Here is a 19,840-nt window from a genome sequence, read left to right as displayed (position 1 = left end):
TTAATTAGCAATATGTTTGTACGAAAGTTTCTTTTCGCCTAAACTATTTATAAAACCAAATTTTTTCTGCGGATTCGTTCGCCAAGGTAATCTACCTAAAACCTCTTTAGGTACATTGTCAAAATCATATAAAGTCCATGACATAAAAGAAATATTATTCTTTGTCAGGACTTTTTGCATTTCTGCGTAATAATTTGCCTGTTTTTCTTCAGAACTAGCAAAAGGTCTCCAAATTCCACTATAAGAAGATAATCCAAATTCTTGCAAGACGATAGGTTTGTTTGGTATTTTATGCTTTAAATCGATAAAATCACTTTCAAATTTCTCCTTATCTTCATAATAATGAAATGAAATAATATCTAATTTATCCTTTAATATTGTAGCACTTTCTGTGTTAGACCAACCAACTGTTACAGGATGAGCTTTATCGATATCTTTAATTAAATCTATCATAAAATTTAACCAACCAATTACATTATCTTTTCCTCTAGAATCAAAATCTAAATTTGGTTCATTTTTTATATCCCAAGCTAATAGCGCTTCATGATCTTTTATTGCTGATACAATTTTTTCTGCATGCCTATGATTTAAAGTCCAATCTAAAACGTCATAATTACCGTAAAAATCAAACAAAGTAACAACTGCTTTTAAATTATTTTTTTTAGCAGTATCTAATACCTCTTTTAATTTTAGAATTTTATTATAATCTACATTTGCTTTCCCAAAATCTTCATACTGAACAAATATCCTTATCGTATTTAAACCAGCATTATTAATAATCTTAAAATCATTATCAATAATAGAAATATCATAATCTTCACCAAACATATCCCAAGGTGTTGCTTGAGGATAATAGTTGATTCCTTTTATATTATTGTAAGCTAATGTTGCTTTTAATGTTTGTGGTTTATATGGTTTAGAATTTTCCTTAACCATATGTCTAATTCGCCAAAAACCGTCTTCTAATAATAAAATATATCTATAAGTATTAACTTCTGTAGTTTCTAAAATTAACAGATTGTCTTTAAAAACTTTTTTATATTCTAATGCATCTGTATCTGTTAAAACTAATAACTGCCCATCTTCACTAAAAAATTCGATATCTAAATTGTGCTTTAATGTTGTAGACTCTACTGTAATATTATTTTTCTTATTGTAATCTAAAATACTATATATATTTGTTCTTGCACTTTCTGTAAAATAATCTTCTATACCAACTCTTGTATTTGTTTTGTATGCAATATGTTTTACGTACCAAGCATCTAAATAGTCGTTTTCTACAGATTTTACTTTTTGATCACTTATTTTTCTACCTTCGTTTCCATCATCCTTCCAAGTAACTTTTGGTAAATATTGATCTATTTTTTTTACCTCTGTATGTAACATTTTACTTCTATCGGCACCAGTATTTAAGAAGCTATATAAAGAACTTACTAGAAATAATAGTACACCAATTATAATTACGTATGTAAGCATTAAAACGCCTCTAATAATTTTTCTATTAGTTTTTACCATACTTTTAAGCTGTTAAATTCTTTTTCTATACCAGCAGTTTTTATCATAAAATCATAAACTCCATCCTCAAAAATATTGGGGTTTAAATTATATTCTACAAAACCAGCTTTAGATTCTTTAAATATAGTTTCTATCAATTTTTTATCTTTATAAATAAACAGTTTTACAATTAAACCGTCTGGTATAATTTGCCCCATAAAACTCTCTAAAGGACCTATTTTTATAGTTCTATTGTTATCATTAAAGTCTACAGTATAATCATCTATTACTTTCTTAAATTTAAGATTTAAAACGTTGCTTTCAGAAATTCCGATAGCATATGCTTTCACGCTCCAATTTTCTTCAAAATCTGGATGAATAATTTTTGCATGCGCAACACCATTTATAGTGGTACCTGTAGTTTTTAAAATGTTTCCTTTTTTATTTGTAATGTAAAATTCTATAAAACTACCATCTATAATTACATTATTAAGACGATCTTTTATAACTGATGTATAAAATGTTGTTATTTGATTTCCGTCAGCATAATCATGATTCCTTTTTACATAAATTTTAAAATTTGTAGCAATTGCAGGCATAATATTTACATCAAATTCCTTTGAATTTAAACCGTAAGATTCCGATGAAATAATCATTCTACCACTTTTTAAAGGAGAATAAATATTTTTGTACCCTATTAATTTATCTGTAAAAACAGGAGTACTTCTTTCTGATTTTAAGAACTGACTTTTTACGTCAACTTTACTATTATCTTTTATAGGATTGTCTAAAATATCTGTTGGTATTACAACTAACATTGTGTAATCTATTGCGCCTGCGTCTATACTTGGCGGGCCTAAATACGTTTCTATGGTTTTGGGCTGTTGCAAAGGATTTACAAATAAACTACCAGAAATATTTGTTTTTAAACCAGTAGTTTTCCATGTTAAAAGACCTCTTTTTTTTGATAAAAATTTAGGAATTTTAAAAGTTACTTTATCTTCATTTATCTCTGGATAAATTATTGAAGAACCATAACTATTAGAACAATAAATATTAAAACGAACATCTGATTTTACAATAAACTCTAACCGAATATCTTCAGAAACACTAAATTCTTTCTGTGTTGTTAACAAAGAAATATTGCCAACGAAATTAGTTTCTTGTGCTTGTGTGCAAAGAATTAAAAAATAAATAATTAGTAATGTTATCTGTTGTTTTTTCTGCATTATTTAGGATTACCGATATACATATTTAATTCTATTCTAACATAACTAAACAAAGAATGTTCTACTTTTTGTAGTTTTTCAAATGTATGATTTTCAATTCTTTTAGGTATTATTTTAAAAGCAATATCTTCATTTGGTAAACCATTTACAAAACAAAAACTCATATTATCACTTATCGTTTTTATGGTTGGATTTTCGGGTATTTGATAATTAAATGGCAATTTTCTTTCTTGTCTTATTCCTTCTTTTAAAAATAAATTATCAACCCAAATCATTTCTTTATCTTCATTATAAAATGTAATTATTAACTGCGGAATTGTAATTTCTTGAATTCCGCTATTAAATAAGGTTCCGCTAATATTATTTCTAGTTATTTCTACATCACTCAATACAATATCTTTAAACAAATCAGAATTTGAAGTGTTTCCAGCCGCTTGTAAATTAAATTTTGTTGGTTGTTCACTTAATTCAATTGGTGTAAATTCATCAGGATTAAATGTTTTAGGTATAGAATCTTTTGTTTTAGACCACGCAATTCCTTCAAAATTTATTCTGAAAGCACTTATTTCTTTTGGCATTAATTTATGCTTTAAAATGTGTTTAGCGTTATAGGTTGCAAGCTCTTTATTATCGTCGTTATATAAAGTTCCTTTTAAAACTACATCTGCAGGCACATTATCTATATTTTGTACCTCGCCAATTATAGAATATCGTTTATTAAACTTAATTAATTTTGCAGAAACAATTTCTAAAACAGGTTGTTTTAAAACATCTTCATGATGTGTTTGTTCTGTAGTTATTCTTCTTCGCCCTTGATTAAAATAACCCGTTACATTTTTAGAATACAATTGATCTGGAGGTAAATCTATCGACTTTTTAGTTGCTTTTATATACCATTTTCCTTTTCTCTTGACAGCTGTTCTGTATTCTAATTTTGATAATTTTTCTAATGGCGTAATCCATTTGGTTTCAACTTTTAATGTGGCTAAACTGTCAGTTTCTTTTATAACATCAGCAGTAATTGCATCTAATTTTGCATACGAACTTAACAAACCATCTGTTACAGAAATTTCTAGAAGATATTGCGCTCTAGACATATCTCCCTTAGGATCTATATACCCATAACTTTTATTTAATTCTTTAAAGTCAATTGCATCATAATATGCTTTTACAACATTTTCTGGAGATCTTTGTGTATCATTTTTAATGTAAAACATGTAACATGCATATGAAATAACAATAATTAAAATTATAGCCCAAATATGCAACGATTTTAAAACCAAACTAGAGAATTTGGTATAATTATTCTGAAATTTAAAATAAGCTGGTTTTGGTTTTATCCTTGTTTTTAAACTATTTACAAATAAAGATTGTACATTAAACATAAATGCAATGAGCACAGTTAAAAAAGGTATTGTACCCCAAATAATTTTTACCCAAGCGGGTACATCTTCTTTTGGCAAAATTGATGAAACTGGCGGTACATTTAACTTTTCCCAAACCATAATTCCGTTTTCTAACTGAGATAAACGTTGCCATCCGCAGAAAAATAAAACCGGATCATAAAATTTATCATTAGAAAAAATATACTTTAAATTGTATTTTTCTGGGGTTGTTAAAAATTGTTGCAAAGAACCAATACCGGCAACACCTTTAAATTTCGAATTTTCTAAACGCTCTATTGGTCTTGTTGTTAGCTCTGGTAAACGTCTTGCAGAATGATAGTTTCCGTCTACACTCATTGCATTTGTTTGCGCTGCTAACCAAGCCATTTGATCGCCAAACCCTAAAGTTAAATAACGCCAATGATCATGAGAATCTTGACTCAAAAAATTTACAATAGGCAGCATTTTAATTTTCTGTGGTTGAGAAGGCCTAAAATATCCTAAACTCATTGTAAAAATTACAATAGCAACATACATAGATGCTAAAATACCACCAATTAAACGATGGTAAACAGCGCCAAACTTTCGCTGTATTAATTCTTTTAAATCGCCTTCTACAAAGCGATATATAAACTCTCCAAAAATAGGAATTGACATTATAGAACCCCAAAGTGTAAACCTATCTAATGTTAAAATATTAAAGGCTGTCTCGCCTAAAATCATTTTAGGTATAGGAGTAGTACCACCAGTTCCTAGTATAACTAACATTGTAAAAGACAAACCAAAAAACAAATACCTTTTACTATAATATCTGTAAAAAATGTAAGGTAAAATAAATAGTAATAATCCCCACGGAATTGTAAAAAACACCAAACCAGAAGAAGTAACATCTATAAAACTATCTCTAGAACCATGCGGAATAGGCACTTGAGTAATTGGATTTTTCTTAGAGTTTAACCAATAAGGAAAAATACAGAAAACAATTAAAAATAATGCAGACAACCCAAAAGCCATATTTTTTTTTAACTGCTTAAAAAAGGTTTTAATAAACAAGGAAAACTTAACCTCTTTGTAAGAATCTACTTCCTCTCGGGCTACATCCATAATTACAGTTCCAATTAAAGGAAAAATAAAAAACAACATTCCGAAAATTGGAGTAACGTGATGTGAGGTTACTGTTACAGAAATTAAAGAAAGTGATGTAAAAAAGAATTTATATTTACCTGTTTTTAACCACAAATAAATTTCTGGTAACGCATGCATTAATATAGAAACCCCAACTATACTTGGTAATTGGCCAAAAATATGCAATGTCTCTACAAATGATGATGAGAATACAGCTAAAATAGAAGCATACCCTGCAACAGTTCTATTAGATGTTATTAATAAAGAATACCTGTAAGAACCAGTTACAAATAAAATAATTGCAATTATTGCTACAGTAAATAAACCAAACTTTAAGCCACCAATTAAAGACAAAGCGCCAATGGTTTGATGTACTAATGGCGGATAACTTTGCACCGTAAAACCAGTATACCATTTATAATTCCATGGTTCGAACCAACCATTTGCATAATGGTCAGCAAAAAACAAGTGAATTAAAGCATCATAAGTGGTCTCTAGAGTAAAGAAAATAGAAGAGCCATGAAAAACAATGGCAAGTAATATTGCGGTAATTAAATATTTATTCGATTTCTCTTTCATTAACTATTTATAATCTATAACAATGTAAATATAAAAATTTTTAAGGTTAGTTTTTTTTTATTTAACTTTACTAACAAACCATTCATCTAAAGTAATTTACCTTTAGTGTCAAATTAAAAAAAATAAAAGATATCAAAAGTACATTTGTGTAACCGATTTAAAAAAACTTAACTATGAAAATACTTGCTATTGATGATCAGAAATTAGTTCTAATTCCTTTAGAAAATAGATTAAAAGAAATAGGATATGAAGTAATTACAGAAACTGATGGTCATAAAGGAATTGAGATATTTAATTCTTTTCAGCCAGACTTGGTTATTGTAGATATTAACATGCCAACAATTTCTGGTTTAGAAATAGTAAAACATATTAGAAATTCTAATAAACCTAAAACAGCAATCATGATTCTTTCTGGTAATACAGATGATGAAATGATTACAGAAGGTTTTGAGCTTGGTGTTAATGATTATATGAAAAAGCCGCTAAGTTTAACAGAAGTTTGTTTAAGAGCTAAGAATTTAATAGGAGTACCAGAAAACAACAATCCTAAGAAAACGTTTAAAAATACAATTATTCAAGAAAGATGCGTTGGAGTTGTAATTCCTTGCTATAATGAAGAAAAAAGACTTTTTAGTACCGAATTTACAGATTATATTAAAAAGCATTCTGGGTATCATTTATGTTTTGTAAATGATGGTAGTACAGACAAAACTTTAGAAGTTTTAAATGAACTTAGAAAAGGTAGAGAAGACTTTATAACCGTTTATGACTGTGAAAAAAACGGAGGTAAAGCAGAGGCTGTAAGACAAGGTATGTTATATATGGCCAAACAAGAAGATTTAGATTATATTGGTTTTTTAGATGCTGATTTATCAACAGATTTATCTGATTTTGATGATTTAGTGAAAACTATAGAAAACTCGAATTACAAAATAGTTAGCGGATCTAGAATTAGTAGAATGGGGGCAAACATTACGAAAGAATCTGCAAGAAAAATTATTAGTTTAACTATTAACTACATAATTAGAAATATTCTAAAAATGGATTTTAAAGACACACAATGTGGTGCCAAAATATTTCATAAAGATGTTATAGACATTTCTTTTGGCGAAAAGTTTGTGACTCAATGGATTTTTGATGTAGAAATTTTTAGAAGAATAACATTACACTTTGGATTAGATAAAGCGAAAGAAATTCTTTGTGAACAACCTTTAAAAAGATGGATTCATGCTGATGGGTCTAAACTTTCTATGAAAGATTCTGTTAAAATAGTTGGGCAATTAGCGCAAATAAAATGGCATTATAGAAAATAAATAGTACAAATTAAGTAGAGAAAGAGTAGGGACTTTCTCATAAAAAATTAAATTTTAATTAATTATGAGAAATGGTTTAGTTATCGTTTTTGATGAAAAATCAAAAATTGATAAAGAGGTTCTACAAAAACCTTGTTTTAATAAAAAAATAAAAATTTGCCTTGTTAAGAATGGAAATGTGCAAAATATATTAGATTTGCTTTATAATTTTAAAGAACAATCTGATTGTGATATTTCTATATTAGATTTAAAAAAGCAAAAAAAAGAAATACTTGCTATAAAAGCTGGTGCTAGGTATTTATCCAATGATGAAGAGTTAGGTTTAATTTTATATTCTAAAAATATTTCTTTTTTAAAACAAAAAATCTTTAAAAAGATTTCAAAATTGAAGATTAAAGATTTTCTAAAAAATGAAACAGACAAAAGGGTTTTGTTTAGAAAAATTTATGATTTACAACAAGTTGTAAACTGTTAATAACAGTAAATATTTGATATTAAAAATGAGAAAAATTTTCAAATTAAAAGGTAAAATTCAAAACTATGATTGGGGAGGTAAAAGTTATATTCCTAATTTAGTTTCAGAAGATATCAAAGAAAATAATACTTATGCAGAATACTGGATGGGAGCTCATGTAAAGGCTCCATCAGAAGTTATAAGAGAGAAAGAAAATATCTTATTAGATAAATTTATTGAAAAAAATTTAATTGATACTTTAGGTGCGAATGTAACCTCTAAATTCGGAAAATTACCATTTCTTTTTAAAGTATTAGATGTAAACAATATGCTTTCAATTCAGGTTCATCCTTCAGTAGAAGCCGCTATTAAAGGTTTTAATTTAGAAGAAAGTAAAGGAATTCCATTAACTGCCAAAAATAGAAATTACAAAGACAAAAACCATAAACCAGAAATAATGGTTGCTCTAAGTGATTTTTGGTTATTACACGGTTTTCTAGAAAGAAAAAAACTTATAAAAAATTTAGAACAAACTAAAGAACTAAAATTCTTAAAAGAAATATTCTTAGATAAAGGTTACGTTGGTTTATATAAAGAAGTAATGAATTACTCTCAAAAAGAGGTAAATAATATTTTACAACCTTTAGTTGATAGAATTCTACCAAAATATGCAAATAATGAATTAGAAAAAGCTTCTCCTGCTTATTGGGCAGCAAAATCTATTGATGGTAAAACTAATAAAGATATAGATAAAGGTATTTTTTCTATCTACTTTTTTAATATTTTAAATGTTTCTAAAGGTGAAGCAGTTTTTCAAGATGCAGGTGTGCCACACGCATATTTAGAAGGAAAGAATATTGAGCTAATGGCGAATTCAGATAATGTATTAAGAGCAGGTTTAACATCTAAACATATCGATGTTAATGAACTTATTAAGAATACAAAATTTGAAGAAACCATTCCAGAAATACTAAAAGGAAATTTAAATTTAGAAAACGGCGAAACAGTATTTAAAACAAAGGCTATAGATTTCGAATTAAGTAAAATTTCTTTAAACGATACTATTACTTATAATAAAACTTCAACTTCAATAGAAATTTTAATTGCTTTAGAAGGAAGTGCTACAATAAAAGATAATTCTTTTAGCTTAGCATTAAATAAAGGAGAGTGCGTTTTAATAAATGCAAACACAAATTATAAAATTGAAACAAATAGTAATATTGAGATTTATAAAGCAAGTGTTCCAGAGGTTAACTAAACTATTTTAATAAACTCAATAATTTATCGGTTCCAGAACTGGCAACATCTTCAATAATTTCTAAATTTTTAAAGTTTTTGTTTGATACAGTTGGTTTAGGATCTATAAAATAGATTGGTGTATCTAATCTTACAAAATCTATCAAACTAGCAGCTGGATAAACTTGCATAGAAGTGCCGATAATTACTAAAATATCTGCTTTTTCTACAATTTTAATAGCAGTTTCTAACAATGGTACCATTTCTCCGAACCAAACAATATGAGGCCTTAATTGACTTTTTTTAGAACATAAATCACCAAGATTTAAATCTTTTTTCCATTTAATAACATCATTTTCGTTTAAAGAACTTCTTACTTTTAACAATTCGCCATGAAGATGTAAAACATCAGAACTACCAGCTCTTTCATGTAAATCATCTACGTTTTGTGTTACAATATTTACATTAAAATATTGTTCTAATTTCACTAAATTAAGGTGTGCTTTGTTGGGTAAAACTTCTAATAATTGTCTTCTTCTTTTATTATAGAAATCTAAAACTAATTCAGGGTTTTCATTAAATCCTTTAGGTGAGGCAACCTCCATTATGTTATGACCTTCCCATAAACCATTAGCATCTCTAAATGTTTTAATACCACTTTCTGCAGAAATACCAGCACCCGTTAATACAACCAAATTTTTCAATAGTATAGAATTTTATAATTTTTAACAATAGTTATTGAAACCTAAAAATAATAATTTTAAGTTTGTAATTATGATTGACGATAAATTATTACAATATTTCGAAACTTTTTTAACTGAAAAAAGAAAGTTATTATTTAAAAAAGTTTTGGAAGAAAGAACTCGCCATTTTACCGTTGTTTTAGAAGATATTTATCAGCCTCATAATGCCAGTGCAGTTGTGAGAACTTGTGATATTTTTGGAATTCAAGATATTCATACTATAGAAAATAAATATAACAATAGTGTTTCTAGGCATGTTGCTAAAGGTTCTCAAAAATGGTTAAATCAGTATAGATATAGAAACGATGGAGATAACACAAAAACTTGTCTAAACAACTTAAAAGAAGAAGGATATCAAATTATTGCTACAACTCCACACAACGATTCTTGTTTATTGCATGATTTTGACATTACAAAAAAATCTGCATTTGTTTTTGGAGTAGAGGCTGAAGGTGTTTCTGATTATGTTATGGATACTGCTGATGGTTTTTTAAAAATACCCATGGTTGGTTTTACAGAAAGTTTAAATATATCTGTAGCCGCGGCAATTATTTTACAAGATGTTACTACCAAACTTAGAAATTCTAATTTAGATTGGAAGTTGAGTGAAGAAGAGAAACATAAAATTTATTTCGATTGGGTAAAGAAAACCATTAAAAATGTAGATAAAATAGAAGAACATTATAACTTAAATGTTAAATAATGAACGCAAATGTTACTTCTTATATAAACGATAAAACAAATTGGAAAAAAGAATTAGAAATAATAAGAATAATTCTTTTAAAACTACCTTTAAATGAAGAGATAAAGTGGGGTATTCCGGCTTACATTTATAAAGGTAAAAACATCTTAGGGTTTGCTGCTTTTAAAAACTATTGCGGAATTTGGTTTCATAATGGTGTGTTTTTAAAAGATGAAAAAAAATTACTGATAAATGCTCAGGAAAACAAAACAAAAGCAATGCGACAAATGAGGTTTTACAATTTAGAGGAAATTCAACCAAAAATAATAGAAAATTATGTTTTAGAAGCAATAGCAAATTCAGAAGCTGGTAAAGAAATTAAGCCTAAAAGAAATGCAAAGCCTTTAATAGTGCCAGAAATATTAATTTCGGTATTATCTGAAGATAAAGAATTAAAAGAAAAATTCAATAATTTTACTATCGCTAAGAGAAGAGAATTTTGCGAACATATTTCATCAGCAAAAAAAGAGGCCACTAAACAAAGTAGATTAGACAAAATTATTCCGTTAATTTTAACCGGAAAAGGTTTACACGAAAAATATAAAAAATAAGATTTAGTTAATTACAACCTTTTGTATAGTTGAAGTAGAATCACATCTTTTAACTAATAAGCTAACTTTTTCTAATTCATTTTTACCAGTAACATAGTATTCAGCACATGGTTTTTGTCTTGGTTTACCTTTACCAAAATCTACATCGCCATTTTCTAAAATTGTAGAAATTTTAAGTGTATCAATATCAAATTTTAGCATCGCATTTTTAGCTTCATCAGAAAAAAGACGCTTTTTAATTCTGATTGTTTTTAATGTTCTAGCATCCATACCATAATCGAAACTAGCATTTTTCTTTTGCCAGAAAAAATATACACCAATAGAACCTAAAGTTAATCCAACTAAATAATAAAAAATTCTTTTTGCTAACATGCTAAAATTTTTGAAATGCAAATTTAGTTTTTTTGTATGTATTTATTCAAATTGATGCACTTTATTTTAAGAGAATAAAATGTCATTAAAAAGATTACATTATTAAAAGGTTGATGTCTCTAAAAGGTAAATCAAACCAATCTGCAACTGTTTTGTTAGTTAAAATTCCGTGATAAAAATACATGCCATTTCTTAAGCTTTTATCAAACCTAGCTGTATTTTCAAAACCTCCTTCTTCTGCAATATTTAATAAATAAGGCGTAAAGATATTACTGATAGACACAGAAGCTGTTCTTGCATATCTTGCAGGAATATTTGGTACACAATAGTGTATAACGCCATGTCTTACAAATGTTGGTGTTTGATGCGTTGTAACATTAGAAGTTTCAAAACAACCACCTCTATCAATACTTACGTCTACAATCACGGAGCCTTCTTTCATTTTTTCTACCATATCTTCTGTGGCACAAATTGGTGATCTGCTTTTGCCTCGAATTGCACCAATTGCAACATCGCATCGCATTAAAGCTTTAGAAACAGATTTTGGTTGTAGCGTTGATGTATAAATAGGAGAATTTAAACAATCTTGTAACTTTCTTAATTTACTAATAGAGTTATCAAAAACTTTAACTCTAGCACCCAAACCAATTGCAGTTCTTGCAGCGTATTCTCCTACAGTTCCTGCACCAAAAATAACAACACTTGTTGGTGGTACACCACCAATATTACCAAATAACAAACCGTTACCTTTATTAACACCACTCATTAATTCACCAGCAATTAAAATTGAAGCTGTACCTGCAATTTCACTTAACGATTTTACAATAGGATAAGAATCATGCTCATCCTTTATATAATCGAAAGCAATGGCTGTAATTTTCTTTTTTGCTAAACATTCAAAATATTTTTTTGACTGTGTTTTTAATTGAAGTGAAGAAATTAAAATAGCTTGTGGATTGATGTATGCGATTTCATTTTCTGTTGGTGGTGCAACTTTTAAAATAATATTACATTTAAATGCTTCTTCTACGTTGTAAGAAATTTTAGCACCAGCATCAGAATATTCTTTGTCTGTAAAATTTGCGCCGTCGCCAGCACCGGTTTCAATAACAATTCTATGTCCGTTTGCTGTTAAAGCGCCAACAGCGTCTGGCGTTAAACAAACTCGTTTTTCGCTTAAATAGGCTTCTTTTGGCAAACCTATAAAAAGTTCTCCTTTTTGTTTTTTAATTTCTAATTTTTCTTCTTGAGGAATTAATTCTTCTTTACTAAACGGAGAAAATGAACTCATAGTTGGTTATTTTAGTTGAATGTTGCGTTGCCCATTTTCTAAAATTGATAAATGAATTTCAACGGCATCTAAAGGTAATAAATTTTCGACATTCTGTGGCCATTCTATAAGACACCAAGTATTGTTGTATAAGTAATCTTCAATACCCATATCTAGTGCCTCTTCTTCATCTGTAATTCTATAAAAATCAAAGTGAAAAACTTTTTCTCCTTTTGACGTTTGATATTCATTAACCAACGAAAAAGTAGGAGAGGAGATATTATCTTCTACAGATAATACTTTACAAATTTGTTTGATAAGTGTTGTTTTTCCTGCGCCCATTTCCCCGTAAAACAACAAGGTTTTATGAGCTGCAACTTTTATCAATTCGGTTGCAATTTCAGATAAATTATCTAAGGAATAATCTTTATTCATTTCACAAAAATAATAAAACTGATAGGTTTTTAAAGTCTATCAGTTTATTTTAATTCTATTATTTAAATTTATATTATTTAGGGCTATAAACTGCACATGGAATAATAACTTCTTCTAAAGAAACACCACCGTGTTGGTATGTGTTTTTAAAGTATTTTACAAAGTGATTAAAGTTGTTTGGGTAAGCAAAAAATAAATCTTCTTTAGCAAATATAAAAGGAGCATTCATAGCTACAGTGGGTAAAAAGATATCTTTAGGGTTTCTTACTGCATACACGTCTTTATCCTCGTAAGTAAGACTTCTACCAGTTTTGTACCTTAAGTTAGAACTTATATTTTTATCGCCAACAACTTTTGTTGGATGTTTACAATTTATTGTACCATGATCTGTAGTAATTATTAATTTTTGTCCTAAGGCTTGTGCTTTTTGTATAATTTCGAATAACGGAGAATTTTTAAACCAACTTAAGGTTAATGATCTGTAAGCTTTATCATCACCAGCCAATTCTTTAATAACTTCCATTTCTGTTTTAGAATGCGATAGAATATCAACAAAATTATAAACCACTGCAGTTAAGTCGTTTTGCTTTGTACCATTATAATTGTCGGCTAACTCTTTACCACTTTTTAAGGTAGAAATTTTATAATATTCATGCTTAATATTTAAACTCAAACGCTTAATTTGTGCTGATAAAAACTCATTTTCAAATAAATTCATTCCACCTTCATCTGTATCGTTTTTCCAAAATTCTGGATGCCTTTTCTCCATTTCTGAAGGCATTAAACCAGAAAAAATTGCATTTCTAGCGTATTGAGTAGCTGTAGGTAAAATAGAAAAGTAACTATATTCTTCGTCTTTTTTATAATGATTGTTAATTAAAGGCTCTAGAATTCTGTATTGATCGTAACGCAAATTATCAATTACAACCCAAAGTACGCTTTGTTCTTTTTTAAGTTCTGGCACTACATAATCTTTAAACAACGTGTGCGAAAAAGTTGGCTTATCATTTCCTGTTAAAAAATCTTCATAATTTTTTTTAATAAATTTAAAAAACTGTGAATTAGCTTCTTGTTTCTGGCTTTCTAAAATACCAAGCATTCCTGGGTCGCTTATATTTTCTAGCTCTAACTCCCAATGAATTAATTTTTTATACAATTCAATCCATTCCTCGTAAGAGTTTACCATGGCCAAATCCATAGATATTTTTCTAAACTCTTGTTGATAGTTAGATGTAGTTTTCTCGCTAATTAATCTAGAATGATCTAAGTTTTTCTTTAAACTTAATAATATCTGATTCGGATTTACGGGTTTAATTAAATAATCGGCAATTTTAGATCCAATGGCTTCTTCCATTATATATTCCTCTTCACTCTTGGTAATCATAACCACAGGTAAATTTGCCTTTTTTTGTTTAATTTCTGCAAGCGTTTCTAAACCTGTTAAACCTGGCATATTTTCATCTAAAAAAACAATATCAAAATTCTCTTCATCAACTAAATTGATAGCATCTGCACCATTTGTGCAAGTAGAAACTTTATATTCTTTACGTTCTAAAAATAAAATATGTGGTTTTAATAATTCAATTTCATCATCTACCCATAGAATTTGTATGCTCATATATTTCTTTTTATTCTTTAACGATAAATTTAAGTAAATGTTACTTCTATAATGCATGTTAAATGATAAAATATTGCCAATTTTAAAATAAATAGACAAATTGTAATTTCAACTAAAAGAAATATAGTTTTTTTCGTAATTATCTCATCAGAAATATTGTATTTTGCATTAATTGATAGAAAATTTTAGTCCTTTTGAAGAAAAAAAAACCAAATAAACTTAAAATATTAAACGATCCTATTTACGGATTTATACAAATTCCTAATTCTTTAATTTTTGATATTATAGAACATCCTTATTTTCAAAGATTAAGAAGAATTACCCAAATGGGATTTTCTAACTTGGTATATCCTGGTGCAAATCACACACGTTTTCACCATGCTGTGGGTTGTATGCATTTAATGCAAAAAGCTATTAGAGTTCTTCGTTTTAAACAAGTAGAAATTTCTAAGGATGAAGAAACGGCACTTTGTATTGCTATTTTATTGCATGATATTGGTCACGGAGCATTTTCTCATGCTTTAGAACACAGTATAGTAAGTGGCATTAGTCACGAAGAAATTTCTTTAAAATTCATGAAGAAATTAAACGAAGAGTTTAAAGGGAAATTATCTTTAGCAATTGAAATTTTTGAAGGTAAAAATTCACGTAAATTTTTATGCCAACTAATTTCTAGTCAGTTAGATATAGATCGATTAGATTATTTAAAAAGAGATAGTTTTTACACAGGAGTTACAGAAGGTAATATATCTTCAGACAGACTAATTGCCATGATGAATGTTAAAAATGATGAATTAGTTATAGAACATAAAGGTATTTATTCTGTAGAAAAATTTTTAATTGCCAGAAGATTAATGTATTGGCAAGTTTATTTACATAAAACAGGTTTAGTTGCCGAAAATATTTTGGTTAATATTTTAAAAAGAGCTAAAGAACTGGCAGAAAAAGGAGTAGAATTATATGCAAGTTCTTCTTTAAAATACTTTTTATACAACCCAATATCATCAGACAACTTTACTTTAGAAACCTTAGAGATGTTTTCTAAATTAGATGATTACGATGTATTGTCTGCTATTAAAGAATGGGTAAACCATGATGATAAAGTTTTATCTCTCTTAGCTAAAATGATTGTAAATAGAAAGTTATTGCGAGTAGAAATTCAACAAGGAATTTTTAATGAATCGTACCTAAAAAAGAAAAAGGAAAAGGCTATTAAAAAATTAGGTATTACAGAAGATGAAGTTAATTATTTCGTATTTCATCAAGAAATAAGTAATCAAGCATACAATCTTAAAACACCAATTTATATTTTAAATAAAAAAGGAAAACTAAAAGATATTGCAAAAGCATCAGATCAATTAAACCTACAAGCTTTAACATTACCGGTAGTAAAACATTTTATTTGTTATCCAAAATAAACATAGATTAGAGTAAACGGTATAATTTTTATATTTTTGCGTTTGATGAAATTTAAAGCACAACAAATAGCAGATATATTAGAAGGTGATGTCGTAGGTAATCCTGATGAAGAAGTTTCTAAATTATCTAAGATTGAAGAAGGTGAAAAAGGTTCTTTAACTTTTTTATCAAATCCTAAATATAATTCATTTATATATACTACTAATGCTTCTGTAGCTATAGTTAATAAAAGTTTTATACCAGAAAAAGAAATTACTACTACCTTAATAAAGGTGGATGATGCATACAAATCGTTTTCTAAATTATTAGAATTTTACAATGAAGTAAAAAATAATAAATTAGGGAGAGAACAACCTCACTTTATTTCAGAATCTTCTTCAATAGGAGAAAATGAATATATCGGAGCTTTTGCATACATTGGTGAAAATGTAAAAATTGGTAACAATGTTAAGATTTATCCGAATTCTTATATAGGAGACAATACAGTTATCGGAAATAATTCAACAATATTTGCAGGAGTTAAAATTTACTCTGATACAGTTATTGGTAATAATTGTAAAATTCATTCTGGAGCAATAATAGCTGCAGATGGTTTTGGTTTTGCTCCTGATGAAAAAGGAGAATATAATGCTATACCACAAATAGGTAACGTAATTATTGAAGATAATGTAGACATTGGTGCTGCTACAACAATAGATAGAGCAACATTAGGTTCTACAATTATTAGAAAAGGAGTTAAATTAGACAATCAAATACAAGTTGCACACAACGTAGAAATTGGTAAAAACACAGTGATTGCCTCGCAAACAGGTATTGCAGGCTCAACCAAAATAGGTGAATCTTGTATGATTGGAGGACAAGTGGGTGTTGCTGGTCATATTAAAATTGGTAATAATGTAAAGGTGTTAGCACAAGCCGGGGTAACCAAAAGTTTAAAAGACAATGCATTTGTAAATGGAACACCAGCATTTAAATTTAATGATTATAATAAAAGTTATGTTCATTTTAAAAATTTACCAAAAATAGTAGCAAACATCAATCAATTAGAAGAAGAATTGAAGACTCAAACAAAAAAATAATGAGTAAGAAACAAAAAACAATACAAAAAGAAATTAGTTTATCTGGTGTAGGTTTACACACAGGTAATACGGTTACAATGACAATGAAACCTGCACCAACTAATCATGGTTTTGCTTTTAAGAGAGTAGATTTAGAGGGTGAGCCTATTATTGCGGCAAAAGCAGAATATGTTATAAACACGCAAAGAGGTACTAATTTAGAAAAAAATGGTGTTCAAATTCAAACATCAGAACACGTTTTAGCTGCAGCAGTTGGTTTAGATATTGATAACTTATTAATAGAAATAGATGCTTCTGAGCCTCCTATTATGGATGGTTCTTCAAAATTCTTTATAGAAGCTTTAGAAAAAGCTGGTATACAAGAACAAGATGCAGACATAGAAGAGTATGTTGTTAAAGAGATCATTTCTTACAAAGATGAAGCTACTGGAAGTGAAATTATTTTAATGCCTTCGGATGAGTACCAAGTAACTACAATGGTAGATTTTGGAACTAAAATTTTAGGAACTCAAAATGCTACTTTAGATAAAATTGCAGACTTTAAAGAAGAAATTGCAGATGCAAGAACCTTTAGTTTCTTACACGAAATTGAAATGTTACTTGAAAATGATTTAATTAAAGGTGGCGATCTTAATAATGCTATTGTATATGTTGATAAAGAATTATCAGAAAGTACAATGCAAAAATTAAAAAAGGCATTTAATAAAGAAGACATTGCTGTTAAATCTAACGGAATTTTAGATAATTTAACGCTTCACTGGGCAAATGAAGCCGCTAGACATAAATTATTAGATGTTATTGGAGATTTAGCTTTAGTTGGTACAAGAATTAAAGGTAAAGTTATAGCAAATAAGCCTGGTCATTTAATCAATACTTTGTTTGCCAAAAAATTAGCTAAAATTATTAAAGCAGAAAAAAGAAACAATGTTCCTTCTTTTGATTTAAACTTACCACCGTTATTAGATATTCATCAAATAATGGATATTTTACCTCATAGACCACCATTTTTGTTAATTGATAGAATTTTAGAATTAACAGATACGCATGTTGTTGGTATGAAAAATGTTACAATGAATGAAAACTTCTTTGTTGGGCATTTTCCAGGAGCACCAGTAATGCCAGGAGTTTTACAAGTAGAAGCAATGGCACAATGTGGTGGGGTTTTAGTTTTAAATACAGTACCAGATCCAGAAAATTACTTAACCTATTTTATGAAGATGGATAAGGTAAAGTTCAAACAAAAAGTATTACCTGGAGATACAGTAATCTTTAAATGCGAATTAATTACGCCTATTAGAAGAGGAATTTGCCATATGCAAGCGTACGCTTATGCAAACGGAAAATTAGTTGCTGAAGCAGAATTGATGGCGCAAATTTCAAAAATTAAGTAATATGAATCAACCATTAGCATACGTTCATCCACAGGCAAAAATTGCTAGAAATGTGGTAATAGAACCATTTACAACAATACATAATAACGTTACAATAGGTTCTGGTACATGGATTGGTTCTAACGTAACTATTATGGAAGGTGCTATTATCGGTAAAAACTGTAGAATTTTTCCTGGCGCAGTAATTTCTGCAATTCCTCAAGATCTTAAATTTGATGACGAAGAAACTACTGTAGAAATAGGTGATAATGTAACAATTAGAGAATGCGTTACTATTAACAGAGGAACATCCGATAGAATGAAAACTAAAATTGGAGATAATTGTTTAATTATGGCTTATTGTCATATTGCTCATGATTCTTTTGTTGGTAATAACTGTATTTTTTCTAATAATTCTACACTTGCAGGTCATGTAACCATCGGTGATAATGTAGTTTTAGCAGGTATGGTTGCAGTACATCAATTTGCATCTGTGGGTAATCATGCGTTTGTAACTGGTGGATCTTTAGTTAGAAAAGATGTACCTCCTTATGTAAAAGCGGCAAGAGAGCCTCTATCATATGTAGGAATAAATTCAGTTGGTTTAAGAAGACGAGGATATACAACTGAAAAAATTAGAGAAATTCAGAATATTTATAGAATCTTATTTCAAAAAAATTATAATTATACACAAGCTATAGATATAATTGAAGCAGAAATGGAAGCTACTCCAGAAAGAGATGAAATAATTCAATTTATAAAAGATTCTCACAGAGGAATTATGAAAGGATACTTCAATTCTAACTAAAAAGTTAAGAATTGATATTAATGATAAAAAATATAAAATAAAAACGAAATAATGGCAACAACATCAGATATTAGAAACGGTTTATGCATTAAGTATAACAACGACATTTATAAAATTATAGAATTTTTACATGTAAAACCAGGGAAAGGTCCTGCTTTTGTAAGAACTAAATTAAAAAGTGTTACTAACGGTAAAGTTGTAGATAATACATTCCCTGCAGGAAGAAAGATTGATGATGTACGTGTAGAAACGCACAAATTTCAGTATTTATATAATGAAGGTGAAACATATCACTTTATGAATGAACAAGATTATTCTCAAATTCAACTTCAAAAATCTGCATTAGACAGTCCCGATTTAATGAAAGAGGGAGAGATTGTTACAATTATTATCAATTCTGAAGATGATATGCCATTATCTGTAGATATGCCTGCAAGTGTTATTTTAGAAGTTACTCATACAGAGCCAGGTGTTAAAGGAAATACAGCTACAAATGCAACGAAACCTGCAACTGTAGAAAGTGGTGCTACAGTAAATGTACCTTTGTTTATAAATGAAGGAGACAAAATTAAAGTAGAAACTACTAAAGGAACTTACCAAGAACGAATTAAAGAATAG

General features: G+C 28.4%; 18 protein-coding genes. 10 read left to right on the top strand and 8 right to left on the bottom strand.

Annotated elements, in window-relative coordinates:
* The 3 genes from ACYPV9_RS05155 to ACYPV9_RS05145 are packed head-to-tail and all read right to left on the bottom strand — an operon-like array spanning position 1 to position 5,812.
* The gene (locus ACYPV9_RS05155; RefSeq protein ID WP_299060306.1) at positions 1 to 1,515 is read right to left on the bottom strand and encodes a glycoside hydrolase 5 family protein; all 1,515 of its coding nucleotides are present in this window, start codon (positions 1,513 to 1,515) and stop codon (positions 1 to 3) included.
* Positions 1,509 to 2,723 (bottom strand): hypothetical protein, encoded by a 1,215-nt coding sequence (locus tag ACYPV9_RS05150; protein ID WP_459742080.1) that lies wholly within the window; start codon positions 2,721 to 2,723, stop codon positions 1,509 to 1,511. Before ACYPV9_RS05150 ends, ACYPV9_RS05155 begins: the two co-directional genes overlap by 7 nt.
* Positions 2,723 to 5,812 (bottom strand): hypothetical protein, encoded by a 3,090-nt coding sequence (locus ACYPV9_RS05145; protein WP_459742078.1) that lies wholly within the window; start codon positions 5,810 to 5,812, stop codon positions 2,723 to 2,725. Before ACYPV9_RS05145 ends, ACYPV9_RS05150 begins: the two co-directional genes overlap by 1 nt.
* 173 nt (positions 5,813 to 5,985) lie before the next feature.
* On the opposite strand from ACYPV9_RS05145, the gene ACYPV9_RS05140 reads away from it, so the two are divergent.
* The 3 genes from ACYPV9_RS05140 (at position 5,986) to manA (ending at position 8,837) form a co-directional block, all read left to right on the top strand.
* On the top strand, positions 5,986 to 7,125 hold the full coding sequence (locus ACYPV9_RS05140; protein WP_299060315.1) for a response regulator: 1,140 nt from the start codon (positions 5,986 to 5,988) through the stop codon (positions 7,123 to 7,125).
* A gap of 64 nt (positions 7,126 to 7,189) precedes the next feature.
* Entirely contained in the window at positions 7,190 to 7,600 is a 411-nt protein-coding gene (locus tag ACYPV9_RS05135) for a hypothetical protein (protein ID WP_299060318.1), read from the top strand.
* A 25-nt stretch (positions 7,601 to 7,625) separates the two neighbouring features.
* The gene (manA, locus tag ACYPV9_RS05130) at positions 7,626 to 8,837 is read left to right on the top strand and encodes a mannose-6-phosphate isomerase, class I (protein WP_459742075.1); all 1,212 of its coding nucleotides are present in this window, start codon (positions 7,626 to 7,628) and stop codon (positions 8,835 to 8,837) included.
* A 1-nt stretch (position 8,838) separates the two neighbouring features.
* On the opposite strand, the gene ACYPV9_RS05125 is transcribed toward manA, so the two are convergent.
* Positions 8,839 to 9,519 carry an SIR2 family NAD-dependent protein deacylase gene (locus ACYPV9_RS05125; protein ID WP_459742071.1) on the bottom strand — a complete coding sequence of 227 codons (681 nt, stop codon included), beginning with the start codon at positions 9,517 to 9,519 and terminating at the stop codon, positions 8,839 to 8,841.
* 70 nt (positions 9,520 to 9,589) lie between these two features.
* Here ACYPV9_RS05125 and ACYPV9_RS05120 point away from each other — a divergent pair, with 70 nt between their 5' ends.
* Positions 9,590 to 10,261 carry a TrmH family RNA methyltransferase gene (locus ACYPV9_RS05120; protein WP_299060327.1) on the top strand — a complete coding sequence of 224 codons (672 nt, stop codon included), beginning with the start codon at positions 9,590 to 9,592 and terminating at the stop codon, positions 10,259 to 10,261.
* A complete protein-coding gene (locus tag ACYPV9_RS05115) occupies positions 10,261 to 10,851 on the top strand; it encodes a YdeI/OmpD-associated family protein (RefSeq protein ID WP_459742069.1) in 591 nt (196 codons plus the stop codon). The genes ACYPV9_RS05120 and ACYPV9_RS05115 overlap by 1 nt, the downstream gene beginning before the upstream one ends.
* 3 nt (positions 10,852 to 10,854) lie before the next feature.
* Here the strand turns inward: ACYPV9_RS05115 and ACYPV9_RS05110 are convergent, their stop codons facing one another.
* The 4 genes from ACYPV9_RS05110 to porX all read right to left on the bottom strand — a co-directional run bounded on the left by ACYPV9_RS05110 (position 10,855) and on the right by porX (position 14,546).
* Positions 10,855 to 11,223: a DUF4258 domain-containing protein gene (locus ACYPV9_RS05110; protein WP_459742067.1), complete on the bottom strand. Its 369-nt coding sequence runs from the start codon at positions 11,221 to 11,223 to the stop codon at positions 10,855 to 10,857.
* Between the two features lie 94 nt (positions 11,224 to 11,317).
* Positions 11,318 to 12,514: an alanine dehydrogenase gene (locus ACYPV9_RS05105; RefSeq protein ID WP_459742065.1), complete on the bottom strand. Its 1,197-nt coding sequence runs from the start codon at positions 12,512 to 12,514 to the stop codon at positions 11,318 to 11,320.
* A 6-nt stretch (positions 12,515 to 12,520) separates the two neighbouring features.
* Positions 12,521 to 12,928, bottom strand: a complete 408-nt coding sequence (tsaE, locus tag ACYPV9_RS05100; protein WP_459742063.1) for a tRNA (adenosine(37)-N6)-threonylcarbamoyltransferase complex ATPase subunit type 1 TsaE — start codon at positions 12,926 to 12,928, stop codon at positions 12,521 to 12,523.
* 73 nt (positions 12,929 to 13,001) lie between these two features.
* The gene (gene porX / locus ACYPV9_RS05095) at positions 13,002 to 14,546 is read right to left on the bottom strand and encodes a T9SS response regulator signal transducer PorX (RefSeq protein WP_299060340.1); all 1,545 of its coding nucleotides are present in this window, start codon (positions 14,544 to 14,546) and stop codon (positions 13,002 to 13,004) included.
* Between the two features lie 194 nt (positions 14,547 to 14,740).
* Here porX and ACYPV9_RS05090 point away from each other — a divergent pair, with 194 nt between their 5' ends.
* Genes ACYPV9_RS05090 through efp form a run of 5 tightly spaced genes read left to right on the top strand, consistent with a single transcriptional unit; the run spans position 14,741 to position 19,840 of the window.
* The gene (locus ACYPV9_RS05090) at positions 14,741 to 15,964 is read left to right on the top strand and encodes an HD domain-containing protein (protein WP_299060345.1); all 1,224 of its coding nucleotides are present in this window, start codon (positions 14,741 to 14,743) and stop codon (positions 15,962 to 15,964) included.
* 45 nt (positions 15,965 to 16,009) lie between these two features.
* Positions 16,010 to 17,044 (top strand): UDP-3-O-(3-hydroxymyristoyl)glucosamine N-acyltransferase, encoded by a 1,035-nt coding sequence (gene lpxD, locus ACYPV9_RS05085; RefSeq protein WP_299060348.1) that lies wholly within the window; start codon positions 16,010 to 16,012, stop codon positions 17,042 to 17,044.
* Positions 17,044 to 18,435, top strand: coding sequence for a bifunctional UDP-3-O-[3-hydroxymyristoyl] N-acetylglucosamine deacetylase/3-hydroxyacyl-ACP dehydratase (locus tag ACYPV9_RS05080; protein ID WP_299060352.1), 1,392 nt, complete (start codon positions 17,044 to 17,046; stop codon positions 18,433 to 18,435). The genes lpxD and ACYPV9_RS05080 overlap by 1 nt, the downstream gene beginning before the upstream one ends.
* A gap of 1 nt (position 18,436) precedes the next feature.
* Positions 18,437 to 19,222 carry an acyl-ACP--UDP-N-acetylglucosamine O-acyltransferase gene (gene lpxA / locus ACYPV9_RS05075; protein ID WP_077809315.1) on the top strand — a complete coding sequence of 262 codons (786 nt, stop codon included), beginning with the start codon at positions 18,437 to 18,439 and terminating at the stop codon, positions 19,220 to 19,222.
* A 51-nt stretch (positions 19,223 to 19,273) separates the two neighbouring features.
* Positions 19,274 to 19,840 (top strand): elongation factor P, encoded by a 567-nt coding sequence (gene efp / locus ACYPV9_RS05070; RefSeq protein WP_299060360.1) that lies wholly within the window; start codon positions 19,274 to 19,276, stop codon positions 19,838 to 19,840.

This window comes from Polaribacter sp. OB-PA-B3 (assembly GCF_054589375.1).
The sequence above is the reverse complement of the archived record's forward strand: the minus strand, read 5'-3'. Positions and strand labels throughout refer to the sequence as shown.